Source organism: Nocardia sp. CA-120079 (assembly GCF_050955745.1).
GTDB lineage: Bacteria > Actinomycetota > Actinomycetes > Mycobacteriales > Mycobacteriaceae > Nocardia.
Window position 1 is genome coordinate 3,636,250 of the sequence record NZ_CP192088.1, and the last position, 14,646, is coordinate 3,650,895.

Consider the following 14,646-nt stretch of genomic DNA (forward strand, 5'->3'; position numbering starts at 1 on the left):
GAAATCGCTACGAGGTGCACGATCATGTTCTGGAACGGAGGCTCCGGTGCTCGAAGGTCATGGCGTTCGGGCAGACTCGGGCCTGTGATGACGTATGACAGCCTTCGTCTCGCCGTCCGCGGCGGCACCGCAGGGTCGGTGATGTCGTTCGTGCTCGAGGAGATCGCCGACGGGCGCACAACCATTGCCGCCGTTGCGCATCCGCTCGGGTTCGTCTGCCTTCCGCTGCGCCGAGAAGGGGAACGCGGTGTCTGCGTGCACGCGTGGCGCGACGACGTTCCGCAGGTGGCGCCGACGACCTCCTTCATCCATGCGCACAGTTGGGACCTGTTCAGCTACGTGTTGTATGGCGCGATTCGCAATAATGTCATCGAGATCACCGATACGGTGACCGATCCCACGCACCGGGTCGCCGAGATTCGTAGCACCGGGCCGATCGACGAAATCCGTCCCACTGGCCGATTGGTCCGAAGTGCGACTGTGGCAACCGAACTCACTTCCCGCAGCGCCGTCTATACACTGGATGGCGGGATCTTTCACACGAGTGTTGTCGACGGCCACGCGGCGACCCTTGCCTTCAGCAGCGCATGTCCCGGCGCGATCGACCTCTCGCTCGCCGATCTCGACATGCAGCCACATTCGGTAAGGCGCCGATATTGCGACCGAGTGGAGACCGCCCACATCGCGCGGGAGGTGCTGACGCGGCTGCGGGCCGGCGGCACGCGTGGCCCGATCAGGCCCCCTGAGGCAGGCGGTCACCGGCGCCTCTGAGCGGCCGCCTGGTGTCATGCAACGCCTTGGTAATGATGTCCACTACGTCGGCATCGGTATAGTTCTCGGGCAACGCGAGGCCGAGGACCTCGAACAACGACCGTACATCCGGGACGCTCGGTTCCTCCCTGAGCGGGACATCGCGCGCGTGTTCTATTGGTACCCTTCGGCATTCGTCAAAACTCGTCCCGAGCTCGAAGTCCCAGGAGTCGTAGTAGGGCCGGCCTTTCTCCACAACCATCGCCGGAAATCTCGGTCCACGCTGGGTGAGGATGAGATACCGGGAGGACAGATCCCAGCGAAACATCGAAACGCTGGAGGTCAGCGCGATCTCGATATCCAGCAACCGACCGAGCTGCTGTTTGTGACAACAGGCCGCCAGAATGGTGGCGTACAACTCGATCTGGGTACCTTTGGCATCCCAGGTGCGCGCATCGTCATCCTCGTCCGCCAGTGCTTTGTAGAGCTGTGCGTATCGGTCGCAAACTTCCCGCTTGGTCGGGTCGAGGATCTCCAGCCGCACCTTTAGTTGCCGATGATCACGCTGGGCTTGTCTGATGCAGACCGGCAAGGTCACCACCCGCGTGTGAGTGCCGGTGCCGCCCTTGAAGATCCAGCGATCCGTGCCCGTACGCGCCTGTTCCAGTACATCCGTTACCTCGGCGCCGATCACGAACCGCACCGTCGACAACCCATCCAACGTCTGCTGCAGCTCATTGATCGATGGGATGCGCTCCATTCGCTCATTTACCTCACGCAACGTGCCGCCGAGGGTGGTGATGGTCGTCTGGATCTCGGCATTCACCGTCTCCTGACGCCACCGGTCGCGCAGCATCGCGAACGCGATCACACCAAGCGTCAATGGAATGACCTTGCTGACCAGATCCGTGGGAATCACGTCGACGAGTCCCAGCACGCTCATGGCCACCGCGAGGACCACAGCGACCATGCTCTCCACATTGGCCTTGACCCACAACAGATCCGCTCTGATTCGCGCGGCCAAACGCCCCATCTGTTCCCACCTTCGCACCCACCCCGGCACCCCGTTCAGTTCCGCTCATGCGGGGGAGCCCGCGTGAGCGGCGATCTCCGAAAGAGGTGGCACGGTATGCGGTTCATTCATGGACCGTCTCAGCGTAGCCGCACCGCGCGTGGATCGCTCCGATTCATGCACCGGCACAACGGATCACCGAAATAACGTGGGCGCCATATCACGCGCCGTTATCTTGTGCGAGAGCCGTGTCGACTCCCTCGAGTTTGGCCAGGACATGCTCCAGGTCCTGGAGCAGAATTGCGAGGGCGGGCGGATACGCGAGCGCCGGTCGTCCGTTGATCATTTCATCGACTGATTTGGCCCGCCGCTGCGCGGCTTCGACATAACCGCGCAGGCTGGCGATTTGATCCTTCGGCGGAGCGAGGATGTTCTTGCCCAGCAGTGACTCCAGGTCCCGCAACGCTTTGAGCGAGTCGGAGGTCATCACCGTGAAAGCGCCCCAGAGCTCGTCCTCCTGCGGGACCTCGAACTGGGTGGACAGCGCTTCGTAGGCCTCGTTGCGGCGGGCAACTGCCTCGTGCAGATCGCGCAGCGCCTCTCTGAGCAGGTACCTGGCTTGCTCGGGAAAGGGGTAGCTGGGGAGCTGCATCTGCTGGCTGCCGACCGCGCGACCGATCTGGGCCGCATTGTGGAGTGCCTCGTCGAGATCCTGCATCACCACCGAGAGATACGGCGCCACGAGATAGAACCGCGGCGACTTGGCCTGCAAGTCGTAATACTCGACGGCACGGTTGTTGGCGGCGGTCAGATTTCTTATCAGCAGCGCGATTTGCTCATAGACGCCGTCGCGATGCAGTGTCTCCTCGCGGGCCCGGTTCAGCGCTTCTACCACCTCGGGTGCGGTGCCCTCCTGGATGAGTTGCACCGCGATATCGACACCGTTGCGGCTGAACGCTTTGGTGAAGCAGAAGGTGCTGATGGTCAGCGTGGCGCCGAGCACGAAATCCGGCTGCACCTCGTAGATCTTGTGTAGATTTCCCCTGGCCAGCACCGTCACCGCGATCAACACACCGATACCGACGCCGGCCCACAGGATCTGGGTGCGGGTCATCCTCAGAAGAGCGGCAAGCATCCCGCTGCGCTGCTCCATGCCGGCAGAAGCCATTCGATACTCCGTTGATCGTTCGAGCCACGAAAACGAGGAGTGGGCATCGGAGACCATTGGCCGGTCAGCGGCCGAACCCCCCGTCGCGGTTGCATTCACAGGGTACGCACAATTCTGCCGTCGCGGACCGACTAATCGGGTGGAAGTTACCCCGAGTCCGTCGGATGACCGGTGGCATTCCGATTGGGCCCCTTGCGTATTGGCCTGAGCCATACTGATGGCGTGCTTCAGGGAGGGCGGCGGGACTTTTACATCAGCTATTCACCGGCCGACGAACGATGGGCCACATGGTTGGCTTGGCAGTTGGAGACCGCGGGTTACAGCACCCTCATCCAGGCGTGGGATTTCGTTCCCGGTACCAACTTCATTGATTTCACGGATCGCGGCGTGCGCGAGTCGGCGGTGGTGCTGGTGGTGCTGTCGCAGAACTATCTCGGCTCCTACTACGGAACCATGGAATGGCAGGCGGCCTACCGCATCGATCCGGGCAAGCTGATGCCGGTGCGCATCGGCGAATGCGCGCTGGCGGGGCTGCTCGCAGTGATCACCTATCTCGACCTGGTGCCGGTGCCCACCGCCGAGGAGGCGCGCCGAGTCCTTTTGGAGCGGGTCGGACATCTGCTCGGGGGGCGGGCGCAGCCCCCGTCGGAACCAGGCTTTCCACACGACGTTCCGGATCTGTTCGCAGTCGAAACGATCACGGACACAACAGAATTCGTGCGGCCACGGCGCACGCCGATTGCGGTCCCGGCCTTCCCGGGTGTCACCGATCATGAAGAGTCGCGTACCAGCGTCTCGGTGCTGCATGTCGCCGGTCCGCGCTTCGGTCGTGGGCTGCTCGCGCCGGACGAGCCGAGCACCGCGGCCGAATTGCGGGCGCGCATCCATGCCGATGTGACCCATCTGGTGAATCAGGGTGTGGCCGAACCGGATTTGATCGTGGTGTCAGGGGATATGACCGAATCCGCCCGCCCGCGCGAGGTCGACGAGGCGCTGAGCTTCCTGAGCGGGTTGCCTACGCTGCTCGGCGTCGGTCCGGAGCGACTGGTCGTGGTGCCCGGCAATCATGATGTCTCCAAACCGGCCTGCCACGCGTACTTTCTGAGCTGCGAGGCTCGCGATCGCGAACCGCAGCCGCCGTATTTCCCGAAGCTCGAGCAGTACGCGCGGATGTTCGGCGCGCTGTATCAGGGGTTGGATCACCTCGTCTTCGATATCGGACAGCCGTGGACACTGTTCCCGATTCCCGAATTGCGGGTGGTGGTAGCCGGATTGAACTCGACCATGGCCGCGACCCATCGGCCCGAGGACGATTACGGCCGGATCGGCGAACCGCAGGCGTCCTGGTTCGCCGAGCGGCTGCGCCCGTTCGAGGAGAACGGTTGGTTGCGCATCGGTGTTGTCCGGCATGGTCCGCTGCCCCGCGCAGGCACGCCCGCCCATGATCCGGACCTGCTGCGCGACGCCGATACGCTGTCCCGGATGCTCGGCGGCCGGTTGAACCTGTTGCTACACGGTCCTGGACCCGGTGGTCCGCACCTGGATCGGCTCGACGACACGCTGCCCGTTCTGTCCGCCGCCGCTCCGGGCCGCGACGATATCATCCAGCTCACCGCCGCGGGGCTGGCCCGGTTCTCCGGACGCGGTGAGTCCACCGCGCAGCTCGAAGTCGATTGGCTGAAGGTGACCGCAGCGCTGCCGACGGCCGAAGAGGCCGAACTCCTCGAACCGGAATGAGAGATTGATAGCCTTATTCTCGCAACGCTGCCGTGGAGAAGGAGATCGGTCATGGCCGAGAATGAGAGCGCGCAGTCCGATCTGTCGGACTTGCTCGATGGTGGATGCACGACGGATCAGGCGTGGGAGCTGTTCGATAGATTGCCCGCGGCCAGGGTTGCGGAGGTGACCGTCGGCCGTTGGCGGGGCGAGGAACTGGATACCGGGCATCCGATGGCCGGGGTGCTGGTCGCCTCGGGCTGGTACGGCAAGCAGTTCGATGATCCGGAGTCGGTGCATCCACTGCTGTTCGCCGACGAATCGGGAAATATCTTCGCAGTCGATCCGCGGCGGGTGCCGCTCGGTCTGGCCGGTAAGGTGCCGCTCGCGGGCGTGCAGACGGCGCGGAAGCTATTGCCCGTCCTCGCCCCGGCGATCCGAACTCGCAGGCCGACAGCACGTTTGCGCGATATCGAATACCGCGGTGTGGTGGGTGCCGCGATGGTTTACGACCAGTTGCCGATCATCGACCACTTCCGCCGGGTGGATGTAGATACGCTGCTCGGGGTGATGGATATGCGAGGGATGACCGAGCCGTACTTTTTCGTTCTCCGCCGCTGATCTGATCGCTGCCGCAACGGTTACGTGCCTTGGGCTCGACTGCGCGGCATACCATTGAAGTCGGCCAGGGAAACCGCTACATCCGCGCCCGCGGAATGTCCGTCCGGCGTGTGCGCACGGAGGGAGGTCGGGGCAATGGAACGTACGACGTGTCTGGTGGTTGGTGGTGGACCGGCGGGTATGGTGCTCGGGCTGCTGCTGGCTCGCGCCGGTATCGATGTCACCGTCCTGGAGAAACACAACGACTTCCTGCGTGACTTCCGCGGCGACACAGTACATCCAACGACCCTGGACCTGCTCGATGAACTGGGTCTCGGCGAGGAGTTCGCGAAACTACCCGCGCGCAAGCTGCAGCAGATCCAGCTGCCGATCCGCGGGTCGGTGCAGACGGTATTCACCCTGGAACATTTGCCGGGTACGCACAACTACATCGCGATGGTGCCGCAGTGGGATCTGCTGGACCTGTTGGCGGGGGCGGCCGATCGGGAGCCGAGCTTCCGGCTGCGCAGGAATACCGAAGCGACAGCGGTGATTCGGGAGGACGGCCGGGTCGCCGGTGTCGCCTACCGGACCAGAGACGGCGAAACCGGCGAGATCCGCGCCGATCTGACCGTGGCCTGCGACGGCCGTAACTCGGTGCTGCGGGCCGAGGTCGGACTCGGCTCACGAAGTTGGCCGACACCGATGGATGTGTGGTGGTTCCGTTTGCCGCGCACCGATATCGACCCCACCGGTTTGATCGGACTGCTCAGCGCCCACCGCGCCGCTGTCATGTTCGATCGCGGTGACTATTGGCAGGTCGCAACCCTCATCGCCAAGGGTGGCGACGCGGCGGCCCGGCGCGGTCCGGTCACCGAAATCGTGTGCAGTATGGCCGATTCGGCACCGTGGTTGCGTGACCGGGAGGATGCGCTGCGCGACTGGGACGAGGTGAAACTACTCGATGTGAAATTGGACCGCCTGACCAAGTGGTACACCGACGGCCTGCTCTGCATCGGCGACGCCGCTCACGCCATGTCACCCGCCGGCGGAGTCGGCATCAACCTGGCCATCCAGGACGCCGTCGCCACCGCGAGAATCCTTGCCCCACCGTTGACTTCGGGCACCCTGACCACCCACGACCTGGCCAGGGTGCAGCGTCGCCGCACCCTGCCGACCGCCGTCACCCAGGGCCTGCAACGTATCCTGCACACCGCCGTATTCCGCCCCGCCCTGTCCGGCCGAATCGATATCGCCAATGCCGCAACGACTCCGTTGCCGCTACGCATCCTGCGCCGAATTCCGGTCGTCCGCACCATCCCACCATTCCTGATCGCCCGAGGGATACTCCCAGAACACGCCCCCGCTTTCGCTCGTCGCCCCTGACGCAGCCGGTGGATGCACTCGGCGCAAATATGCAGCCCGCGCACCGAACGCTACATGGGAAAAATCAAGGGCCACAATCCATTTCGATACCCCCCGTACGAACTTTCGATGACGGCAGCGGCGCGGCGGATATCGGCGGTGCTCAGGGACACAGGACGATCTTGCCGATGGGGGAGCGCTGCTCGATGAGCTGGTGGGCTTTGGCCGCCTCGTCGAGGGGGAGAACGGAATCGATTCGGGGAGTGAGTGTTCCGGAAGTAGCTCGGTCGAGGGCGGCGGCACCGGAGCGGGATACCTCGGTGAGCCAGGCCGGGCCGGCGCAGGCGGTGAGGGTGAGGCCGTGGGGGAGTAAGTCTGTTGTGGATATCTGGGCGGGGGCTCCGGAGAGCCAGCCGTAGCTGAGGATTCGGCCGCGTACCGGGGTCATGGCTGCCAGTAGGTCTCGAGCGGTGCTGCCGCCGATGGAATCGAAGACGACGTCGAGTGTTGCGCCGTCGAGGGCTTCGCGCAGCCGGGCCGGCCAGTCCGGCGCATTGTGGTCGATGACCTCATCCGCGCCCAATGTCAATGCCCGCGCGGACTTTTCCGGACCGCCGGCGGTTGCGATGACGCGCGCGGCGCCGAATTCCTTGGCGAGTTGGGTGAGTGCGCTGCCGACTCCTGTCGCGGCGGCTTCGATCAGGACGGTTTCGGTGCCGGTGAGCGCCGCCTTCGTGAGCAGAGGCAGTGCCACCGATCCGTCCATCAGGACAGCCGCCGCGTCTTCCGATGAGAGGGCATCCGGGATCGTGATCGCGGAAAACGCTGGTGCACAGACGAATTCGGCGTAGGAGCCGAAACCTGCGGTGGCCACCGCGACCCGTCGGTCCAGCAGTGCCGAGTCGACCCCGTCCCCGATCTCGACGACCACTCCGGCGGCCTGGAAACCGAAGACCGTCGGTGTTTCGACAGGCATCGGGAACTCACCCGAGCGCAGTTTGGTCTCCGGGAACAGCACCGGAATCGCCTCGGCGCGGATTACCAGTTCGCCGGGGCCCGGATGCGGTACGGCGACATCCTGGGCGACCAGGACCTCGGGTCCGCCGACGCCCGTCATTACGATTGCCTTCATTGCTGACTCCATAACTTGACTGCCGGTCCAGATGTCTCGAACAATATGGACTGCCGGTCAAGTTGTCAATGAAGGTGGTGGAATGACCGACGAACGCCCGAGGGAACGGGCGGATGCCGCGCGTAACCGGCAGGCGATCCTGGCCGCGACGGCCGCCCTGCTCGCCGAACACGGCGCCGACGCACTGACCATGGATCGAGTCGCGGCGGCCGCCGGGGTCGGCAAGGGCACGATCTTCCACCGCTTCGGCAATCGCGCCGGACTACTGCACGAGATGATCGCCGAGAGCACCTTCGCCTTGATGGATGCCGTCCGGAGCGGACCGCCGCCGCTGGGTCCAGGGGCGCAGGCCGGGGAGCGACTACTGGCCTTCTTCGACGCCTTCGTGCGAATGATGACCGACAACATCGAGGTGACGGTCGCCTACCTGCAGGGTCCGCCGCATCCGCGTGCCGCGGAAATTCACGAATTCTGGGACGCACACATCACCGCGCTGTTGCGGGAGGCCCGCCCGGACCTGGATGCCGAAGTGGTCGGCAGGCTGCTGTTCGGCGCACTGGGTGGCGAACAGGTGCCGCGACTGGCTCGTGCGGGAGAGACCGAACGGCTGCTCGCGGCGGTTCGTGCACTCGTCGAATCGGTGCTGCGCGGGCCCTAGTCCCTGGCGAGAATGGCGTCGAAACGTTCGTCGGCGCTGTCGAGCTGGTGCAGGATATGCCTTTTGACGTGCTCGGCGAGCGGGGTATCCGAGCGGGTGACGAGGTCGCGGTAGACATCGGTGAGCGGGCGGTACTTGGTGGCGAGTTTGCGCATCGCCGGTCCGTCGGCGTAGAGGATGCCGACGCCATTGTCGGTGAAGTCGGAGAGTTTGACGATGCGGGCCCACGGCGCCCGATCGAGATTGGCCGCCACATGTTCGCGGTATTGCGCGTGCTGATCTATGTCCGGATCCGGTTCCGGATTGGTGACGGCGGCGACGAGTTCGGCGACCCGGGTGCCGAACCGGGCCGAGAGTTCGGCTAGGGCGGCATCGGTCGGCGAACCGGGACGCGCTCCGGCCAGTTCTTCCGGGTGATCCTCGACCGAATCGTGCAGCAGCCCGGCCGCGACGACATCCGGGTCCCGCACCTCGTAGTGGCTGACGATCCGAATCGCAACGCGCAGTAGGTGACTCAGATACGGCTCGCGGCCGTAACGATCCTCGCGGTGCAGTTCGGTAGCCAGGTCCAATGCCTCGGTGAGCCGTTCGGTATCGGACAGTTCCGCGATTTCCAGCAGTAGTCGTTCACGCAGTCCGCTTTCGCCGTAGACCTCGCTGATCGTATGCAGCGGCATCACGGCCAAAACCCCCGCCCCAGGATTGCTCATATGGCCAATCTATCGGGGGAGGCCGTGCACCGCTGTGCTCTGGACCACTGTTCAACCACGCGAAAAATCCGTTGCCCCGTCGTGGCGGCCGTGTTCTCCTGGAATGCACGCGAGGCAGAACCGGAGGTGAACGTGGCCGCGCAGAACAAACGGCCGCGCCCTGGTTCGGCTACCGACAATATGGCGAAACTGCATCGACGCACCATGGTGCTCGACGGGCGGGTGTATACGGTGCTGAGCCTGCGCCCCGGCAGCGATTTCCGATTCGCCACCAACCATTTCCACGAGACTTGGCATGTGCTCTCCGATTGGCGTGGTGCGCGCATGCTGGCTCGACTGCTGTGGGGCCTGGCTTATCAGCGGCGCCCGGGCACGCTCGTGGTCATCGATCCGGCGCAGCTGGATCCCAATCCGTTCGACGCAGCGCCCTCGGATCCGATTGTGCTGGTTCCCGCCGACCTGACCGTCTTCACTCGCGCCGCCGCGGTCGCTCTGCACAGGCAACTGCCGTTCCGCGACGGTTCGCAGGGCACGGTGCGCTGGCAGACGTTCGGTTTGGATGCCGCGGTGGCCCAGCTGCAGGAGTGGCGTGCGAAGGGGCCGGGGGAACGCGACTGGAATTTCGCCGATATACCGACCGGGTGGGAACGGATCGACCGCATCGGCGGCATGGTCACGATTTTCGGTGCGCGCGATCAGCTGCGATCCTGGGCAACCTCGCTCGCCACCCTCGGGACCTACGCCTACTACGGCATGGATTACGAATACCTGGACGAGGACCGCAATGGCGAGGTGCAGATTTTCCGGCAATACCGCCGGAAGGTGAATATCGCACGTCAGGCCCGCGCCGAAGTGCTCGTCCGATTCGACGGATGTGCCTCGACGGAGGAGGTGCAGCGGGCCATCTGGTCGCACGGCGCGACCGTTCGCCGCCGTCGTTTCCCGACGCGCGAGGAACGGCTCGCCACGCCCTGAACCGATGGCTACTTCGCCTGCGGGACCAGTGTGTTCTGCCGCGCCGCGGTCCACCACCGACCATTCTGTTCGACCAGGACGTACAGCGCGATCATCGCGTGATCGATATCGATCAGTTCCCCCTCGGCCGTGGTCGCCCGGGCGAGCTTGTGCGCGATCGCGATATCGGGCCGCAGGAATACGATGTCGGCGACCTCGTAGCGGACGTACTGATCCTTCAGAAATCCCGCCAGCCCCTGCCGATTCGCCTCCAGCAGTGTGTCTTTCCCGATCATGAGCGCACCGACCGCATTGACCACCGCCGCATTGGCGGTGAAGTCGGCGGTCATGAGTTCGGCATTGTTGGTGTTGTACGCGGTTTCGACATTGGCGATGATCTGCTCGATCGCCGCAATGTCGTCGGTGTGGTCGACCGTGGTGTCCGCGACCACGGGCTGAATTGTCGTTGCGCTCATGCAGGCCAGCTTCTTATCTCAACCGTGGTTGAGGTCAACAAGCCGTCACGCCGCTGCGTAGTCAGCGCACGCCGCGCGGTCGAAATTGAATGCTGATTCGCGGCCCGGTCGGCCTGCGCGTCTTCGGTACGGCGTGTTCCCAGGTGCGCTGGCATGAGCCGCCCATGACCAGCAGATCTCCATGCCCGACCTGAAATCGAAGACTCGCGCCGCCACCGCGCGGTCGCAGCAGCAACGCTCGCGGCGCACCGATCGAAACGATGGCGACCATCGTGTCGTCGGTCGCGCCGCGCCCGAGGGTATCGCCGTGCCAGGCCACGCTGTCGCGTCCGTCGCGGTAGTAGCACAACCCGGCCGTGCGGAACGGTTCGCCGAGTTCCTCGCGGTAGTGCCCGGTCAGTGCCTCCCGTGCCTCGTCCAATGCCGGATCCGGCAACTCCGCGCCCTCTTCGTAGAAACACAGCAGCCGCGGCACATCCACCACCCGGTCGTACATCGGCCGCCGCTCCGCTTGCCACGGCACCCCATCCGCCAACCGTTCGAACAACACATCCGCCCCCGACAGCCACCCGGGCAACACATCCACCCAGGCCCCATGACTCAACGCCGTCCGGCGCACACCATCGAGCCCGCCCACTTCGATGTCTCCGAATCCGTCGAGCAATGATCCCTGCAGCGGTGTCGACATGCCGTCGAATCTACGCGCTGTCGAACATATGTGCTAGCGAGAAACGGTCATTCAATTCTTGGTGAGAATGTCTCGCGCGATATCGACGGCCGCGGCGTAGCACTCGTCGTCGGTGAGCGGAAGGTCGCCCATCATGGCTGTGCTCCAGCTGATGGCGAGCAGGGCTTCGCGTGCACGGAAGACGGCGAGCGGCGGCTGGTCCGGACCGGCCATCAGGTCAGCGAGCACGCGGAACTGGTAACGCATGCTCGAGCCGAAGTCGAGCTGGCGGAAGGCCGGCTGGTTCTCGTGCCAGAAGCGGACCATGCCGCGGCCGATGCCATGCAGCAGCGCGCCGTAGCGGGTGAGGATTTCGTTGGCTCGCTCCCTGCCGGGCGGGGAGCTCTCGGCCCAGGCCACGATGTCGTCGATGCCCCGACGCAGGTCGTCGGAGAGGCTCGCGACGATGTCCTCCTTGGTGCGGAAGTGGTAGTACAGCGCGGCCTTGGTGACGCCGAGGCGGTCGGCGATCTCGCGCAGGGAGGTCTTCTCGTAGCCGCGTTCGGAGAACAATTCCATTGCGACAGTACGAATCCGCTCGCGCGTATCGCTGCGACGTCCGTCCATTGCGTCCTTCTCTTTTTGCTTGACGACCGGCTAGTGGAAGCCTAGCGTCTTCGCTGTGCCCGAACTACTAGCCGGGCGACAAGTTATCTATTGGGGAGGCAGTCATGACCGAAACGCATCCGAAGGCGCCGACAGCCGGTGTCGCATTGACCGCGATCGGTGTCGCGGTCATCAGGGCGAAGGAATCGGCGCGCACGGACCGCTTGTACGACGACCCGTTCGCGCAGCTGTTCGTCGATGCCGCACGCCGCGCCTACGGCGAGATCGACGGCGGAACCGAGCGTTGGGCGCGGCTGGAAGAGGTGGCGGCCATGTTCTTCGAGGGCCGCACGGTCGGCGTCCGGCTCGTCGATGACCGGGTCACCGAGGCGGTCGCTGACGGGATACGCCAGATCGTGCTGATCGGTGCGGGTTTGGACACCAGGGCATTCCGCATGGCTATGCCCGCCGACGTTCGAGTATTCGAGATCGATCTGCCGGAGCTCTTCGCATTCAAGGAACCGGTCCTCGCCGCGGCACGTGCGCAACCTCGCTGCGGCCGCGCGGTGCTCGCCGTCGATCTACGCGAAGACTGGGCAAAGCTGCTCGGGGAGCGCGGTTTTCGGCCGGATCTGCCCACGCACTGGGTGGACGAGGGCGTCCTGGGCTACCTGACCCACGAACACGCGTTGCACGTGGTCACCACACTGACCGAATTATCCGCTCCGGGAAGCCGTTTCGGCGTCAGCCGCTTCGCCGTCGACGAAAATGCCCGGCCGTACGCCGAACTAAAACGCCTGGTCCGCGGCGACGACGCCGCGGATCGTCCGCGCACCGGCCTCGGCGCCGATGCCAGAAGCTGGCTGGACGAGCACGGCTGGCATACCGAATTCCGTAGCTGGGACGATATGGTCGCCGCGCTGGACCGGCCGGTCGCTTCGAACGATCCGGACATCGGAGTCGTCATCGCGGTCCGCGAAGCGTGAACCGCCCGGAATGCCCGGAGTGTCCGAACCGTGCGTGGCCCCGCTCACAGCGGGATATGCCTGGTTAAAGCGGTGCAAACGGCGCTGCTAGGCTGCATGCCGTAAAGACATCCTTTAACGGACCGTCCGGTGAGGCGGGGAAGGAGGTCGGCATGGCCGTGCCCGAGGAACGGGCCGCCAAGTCCGGCGCTGCCGAAACGTCGCAGCGACACACCCCGGAGCGGGTGAGCGCGGGACGCGAGTTGCTGTCTCCCTCCGACGTCGGCCGGACCATCGCGCGTATCGCGCATCAGATCATCGAAAAGACCGCCCTCGATGCGGGCGAGCCGGACGCACCGCGTGTGGTGCTGATCGGCATTCCCACCCGCGGCACCACGCTGGCCGCGCGGCTCACCGACAAGATCGAGGAGTTCTCCGGGGTCCGCCCGGCACTCGGCTCGCTCGACATCACCCTCTATCGCGACGATCTACGCAGCCGTCCGCACCGGCCGCTCGAGCGCACCTCGGTGCCCGACGGCGGTATCGAGGACGCACTCGTGGTCCTGGTCGACGACGTGCTCTTCTCCGGCCGCACCGTGCGCTCCGCCCTCGACGGTCTGCGCGATCTCGGCCGCCCCCGCGCCGTCCAACTCGCGGTGCTCATCGACCGCGGCCATCGCGAACTCCCGATCCGCGCGGATTTCGTCGGCAAGAACGTGCCGACCTCCCGCAGCGAGGACATCTCTGTATTGCTCACCGAACACGACGGCCGCGACGGCGTCTACTTGCATCAGGAGGAAGCGCAGTGAACCGGCTCGCCGGAGCGAGTGTCTATGAGGTGCGCTCGTGAGACATCTCTTGACGGTGACCGACCTCGATCGTGCCACCGCCACCGAATTGCTCGACGAGGCCGAGCGCTTCGAACAGGCGCTGCTGGGTCGCGAGGTGAAGAAGCTGCCGACGCTGCGCGGCCGCACCGTGATGACGGTCTTCTACGAGAACTCGACTCGCACCCGGGTCTCGTTCGAGGTCGCGGGCAAGTGGATGAGCGCCGATGTGATCAATGTCAGCGCGAGCAGCTCCTCGGTCGCCAAGGGCGAATCCCTGCGCGACACCGCGCTGACTCTGCACGCGGCGGGCGCCGATGCGCTCATCGTCCGGCACCCGGCCTCCGGTGCGGCGCATCAGATCGCGCGCTGGATGGATGGCTGGGCGGTCGCCGAGGGCCGGCCGGGCCCGGCCATCATCAACGCCGGTGACGGTACCCACCAGCATCCGACGCAGGCGCTGCTGGACGCCCTGACCCTGCGTCAGCGCCTCGGCGATATCGAGGGCAAGCGGATCGTCATCGTCGGCGATATCCTGCACAGCCGGGTCGCGCGCTCGAATGTCTTTCTGCTCGATACTCTTGGCGCCGAGGTGGTGCTGGTCGCGCCGCGCACGCTGCTGCCGGTCGGTGCGGACCTCTGGCCCGCTCGGATCTCGCCTTCGCTCGACGCCGAATTGCCCGGCGCAGACGCGGTGCTGATGCTACGGGTGCAGCAGGAGCGGATGAACGGCGGTTTCTTCCCGTCTGCGCGCGAATACTCGGTCAACTACGGACTTTCCGAGCGCAGGCTGGCACTGCTCGACGAGAACGCGGTCGTCCTGCATCCGGGGCCGATGCTGCGCGGCATGGAAATCGCCTCGCCGGTGGCCGATTCCTCGCAGGCGGCGATCCTGCAACAGGTGACGAACGGAGTGCATATGCGGATGGCCGTGCTGTTCCGGCTGCTGGTCGGTACCCAGGAGGCAGCCGCATGAGCGAACGAAGTGAGCGAATCATGCGCCAGTGTGCATGGTGCATGCCGGAGCCGAGCGCCATCGA

At 65.1% G+C, this 14,646-nt stretch carries 16 protein-coding genes; 9 read left to right on the top strand and 7 right to left on the bottom strand.

The window, feature by feature from the left end; translation table 11 throughout:
* Positions 1 to 84: 84 nt before the first annotated feature.
* Positions 85 to 771 (top strand): hypothetical protein, encoded by a 687-nt coding sequence (locus ACQPYR_RS16680; RefSeq protein ID WP_433633197.1) that lies wholly within the window; start codon positions 85 to 87, stop codon positions 769 to 771.
* On the opposite strand, the gene ACQPYR_RS16685 is transcribed toward ACQPYR_RS16680, so the two are convergent.
* Positions 734 to 1,783, bottom strand: a complete 1,050-nt coding sequence (locus ACQPYR_RS16685) for a hypothetical protein (protein WP_433633199.1) — start codon at positions 1,781 to 1,783, stop codon at positions 734 to 736. The two genes, ACQPYR_RS16680 and ACQPYR_RS16685, sit on opposite strands and share 38 nt — an antisense overlap.
* Positions 1,784 to 1,982: 199 nt before the next feature.
* The gene (locus tag ACQPYR_RS16690; protein ID WP_433633201.1) at positions 1,983 to 2,930 is read right to left on the bottom strand and encodes a hypothetical protein; all 948 of its coding nucleotides are present in this window, start codon (positions 2,928 to 2,930) and stop codon (positions 1,983 to 1,985) included.
* 222 nt (positions 2,931 to 3,152) lie between these two features.
* Between ACQPYR_RS16690 and ACQPYR_RS16695 the strand changes: the two genes are divergently transcribed.
* The 3 genes from ACQPYR_RS16695 to ACQPYR_RS16705 all read left to right on the top strand — a co-directional run bounded on the left by ACQPYR_RS16695 (position 3,153) and on the right by ACQPYR_RS16705 (position 6,632).
* Positions 3,153 to 4,667 carry a TIR domain-containing protein gene (locus ACQPYR_RS16695; RefSeq protein ID WP_433633203.1) on the top strand — a complete coding sequence of 505 codons (1,515 nt, stop codon included), beginning with the start codon at positions 3,153 to 3,155 and terminating at the stop codon, positions 4,665 to 4,667.
* Positions 4,668 to 4,718: 51 nt separating this feature from the next.
* Entirely contained in the window at positions 4,719 to 5,267 is a 549-nt protein-coding gene (locus ACQPYR_RS16700; protein ID WP_433633204.1) for a DUF4334 domain-containing protein, read from the top strand.
* Positions 5,268 to 5,402: 135 nt separating this feature from the next.
* Positions 5,403 to 6,632: an FAD-dependent oxidoreductase gene (locus ACQPYR_RS16705; protein WP_433633206.1), complete on the top strand. Its 1,230-nt coding sequence runs from the start codon at positions 5,403 to 5,405 to the stop codon at positions 6,630 to 6,632.
* A 142-nt stretch (positions 6,633 to 6,774) separates the two neighbouring features.
* On the opposite strand, the gene ACQPYR_RS16710 is transcribed toward ACQPYR_RS16705, so the two are convergent.
* Positions 6,775 to 7,743, bottom strand: a complete 969-nt coding sequence (locus ACQPYR_RS16710; RefSeq protein ID WP_433633208.1) for a quinone oxidoreductase family protein — start codon at positions 7,741 to 7,743, stop codon at positions 6,775 to 6,777.
* An 82-nt stretch (positions 7,744 to 7,825) separates the two neighbouring features.
* Here ACQPYR_RS16710 and ACQPYR_RS16715 point away from each other — a divergent pair, with 82 nt between their 5' ends.
* On the top strand, positions 7,826 to 8,401 hold the full coding sequence (locus ACQPYR_RS16715) for a TetR/AcrR family transcriptional regulator (RefSeq protein WP_433633210.1): 576 nt from the start codon (positions 7,826 to 7,828) through the stop codon (positions 8,399 to 8,401).
* Here ACQPYR_RS16715 and ACQPYR_RS16720 read toward each other — a convergent pair.
* The gene (locus ACQPYR_RS16720; protein ID WP_433633212.1) at positions 8,398 to 9,111 is read right to left on the bottom strand and encodes an HD domain-containing protein; all 714 of its coding nucleotides are present in this window, start codon (positions 9,109 to 9,111) and stop codon (positions 8,398 to 8,400) included. The genes ACQPYR_RS16715 and ACQPYR_RS16720 overlap by 4 nt on opposite strands.
* A gap of 132 nt (positions 9,112 to 9,243) precedes the next feature.
* Here ACQPYR_RS16720 and ACQPYR_RS16725 point away from each other — a divergent pair, with 132 nt between their 5' ends.
* On the top strand, positions 9,244 to 10,086 hold the full coding sequence (locus ACQPYR_RS16725) for a hypothetical protein (RefSeq protein WP_433633214.1): 843 nt from the start codon (positions 9,244 to 9,246) through the stop codon (positions 10,084 to 10,086).
* 8 nt (positions 10,087 to 10,094) lie between these two features.
* On the opposite strand, the gene ACQPYR_RS16730 is transcribed toward ACQPYR_RS16725, so the two are convergent.
* The 3 genes from ACQPYR_RS16730 to ACQPYR_RS16740 form a co-directional block, all read right to left on the bottom strand.
* On the bottom strand, positions 10,095 to 10,541 hold the full coding sequence (locus ACQPYR_RS16730) for an SgcJ/EcaC family oxidoreductase (protein ID WP_433633216.1): 447 nt from the start codon (positions 10,539 to 10,541) through the stop codon (positions 10,095 to 10,097).
* A gap of 61 nt (positions 10,542 to 10,602) precedes the next feature.
* Positions 10,603 to 11,229: an alpha-ketoglutarate-dependent dioxygenase AlkB gene (locus ACQPYR_RS16735; RefSeq protein ID WP_433633218.1), complete on the bottom strand. Its 627-nt coding sequence runs from the start codon at positions 11,227 to 11,229 to the stop codon at positions 10,603 to 10,605.
* 51 nt (positions 11,230 to 11,280) lie between these two features.
* A complete protein-coding gene (locus tag ACQPYR_RS16740) occupies positions 11,281 to 11,787 on the bottom strand; it encodes a TetR/AcrR family transcriptional regulator (RefSeq protein ID WP_433635152.1) in 507 nt (168 codons plus the stop codon).
* A gap of 152 nt (positions 11,788 to 11,939) precedes the next feature.
* Between ACQPYR_RS16740 and ACQPYR_RS16745 the strand changes: the two genes are divergently transcribed.
* From ACQPYR_RS16745 to ACQPYR_RS16755, 3 genes are all read left to right on the top strand, one after another.
* The gene (locus ACQPYR_RS16745; protein WP_433633220.1) at positions 11,940 to 12,800 is read left to right on the top strand and encodes an SAM-dependent methyltransferase; all 861 of its coding nucleotides are present in this window, start codon (positions 11,940 to 11,942) and stop codon (positions 12,798 to 12,800) included.
* A 152-nt stretch (positions 12,801 to 12,952) separates the two neighbouring features.
* Entirely contained in the window at positions 12,953 to 13,588 is a 636-nt protein-coding gene (gene pyrR / locus ACQPYR_RS16750) for a bifunctional pyr operon transcriptional regulator/uracil phosphoribosyltransferase PyrR (protein ID WP_433633222.1), read from the top strand.
* Between the two features lie 37 nt (positions 13,589 to 13,625).
* Entirely contained in the window at positions 13,626 to 14,582 is a 957-nt protein-coding gene (locus ACQPYR_RS16755) for an aspartate carbamoyltransferase catalytic subunit (protein WP_433633224.1), read from the top strand.
* The last annotated feature ends 64 nt before the right edge of the window (positions 14,583 to 14,646 follow it).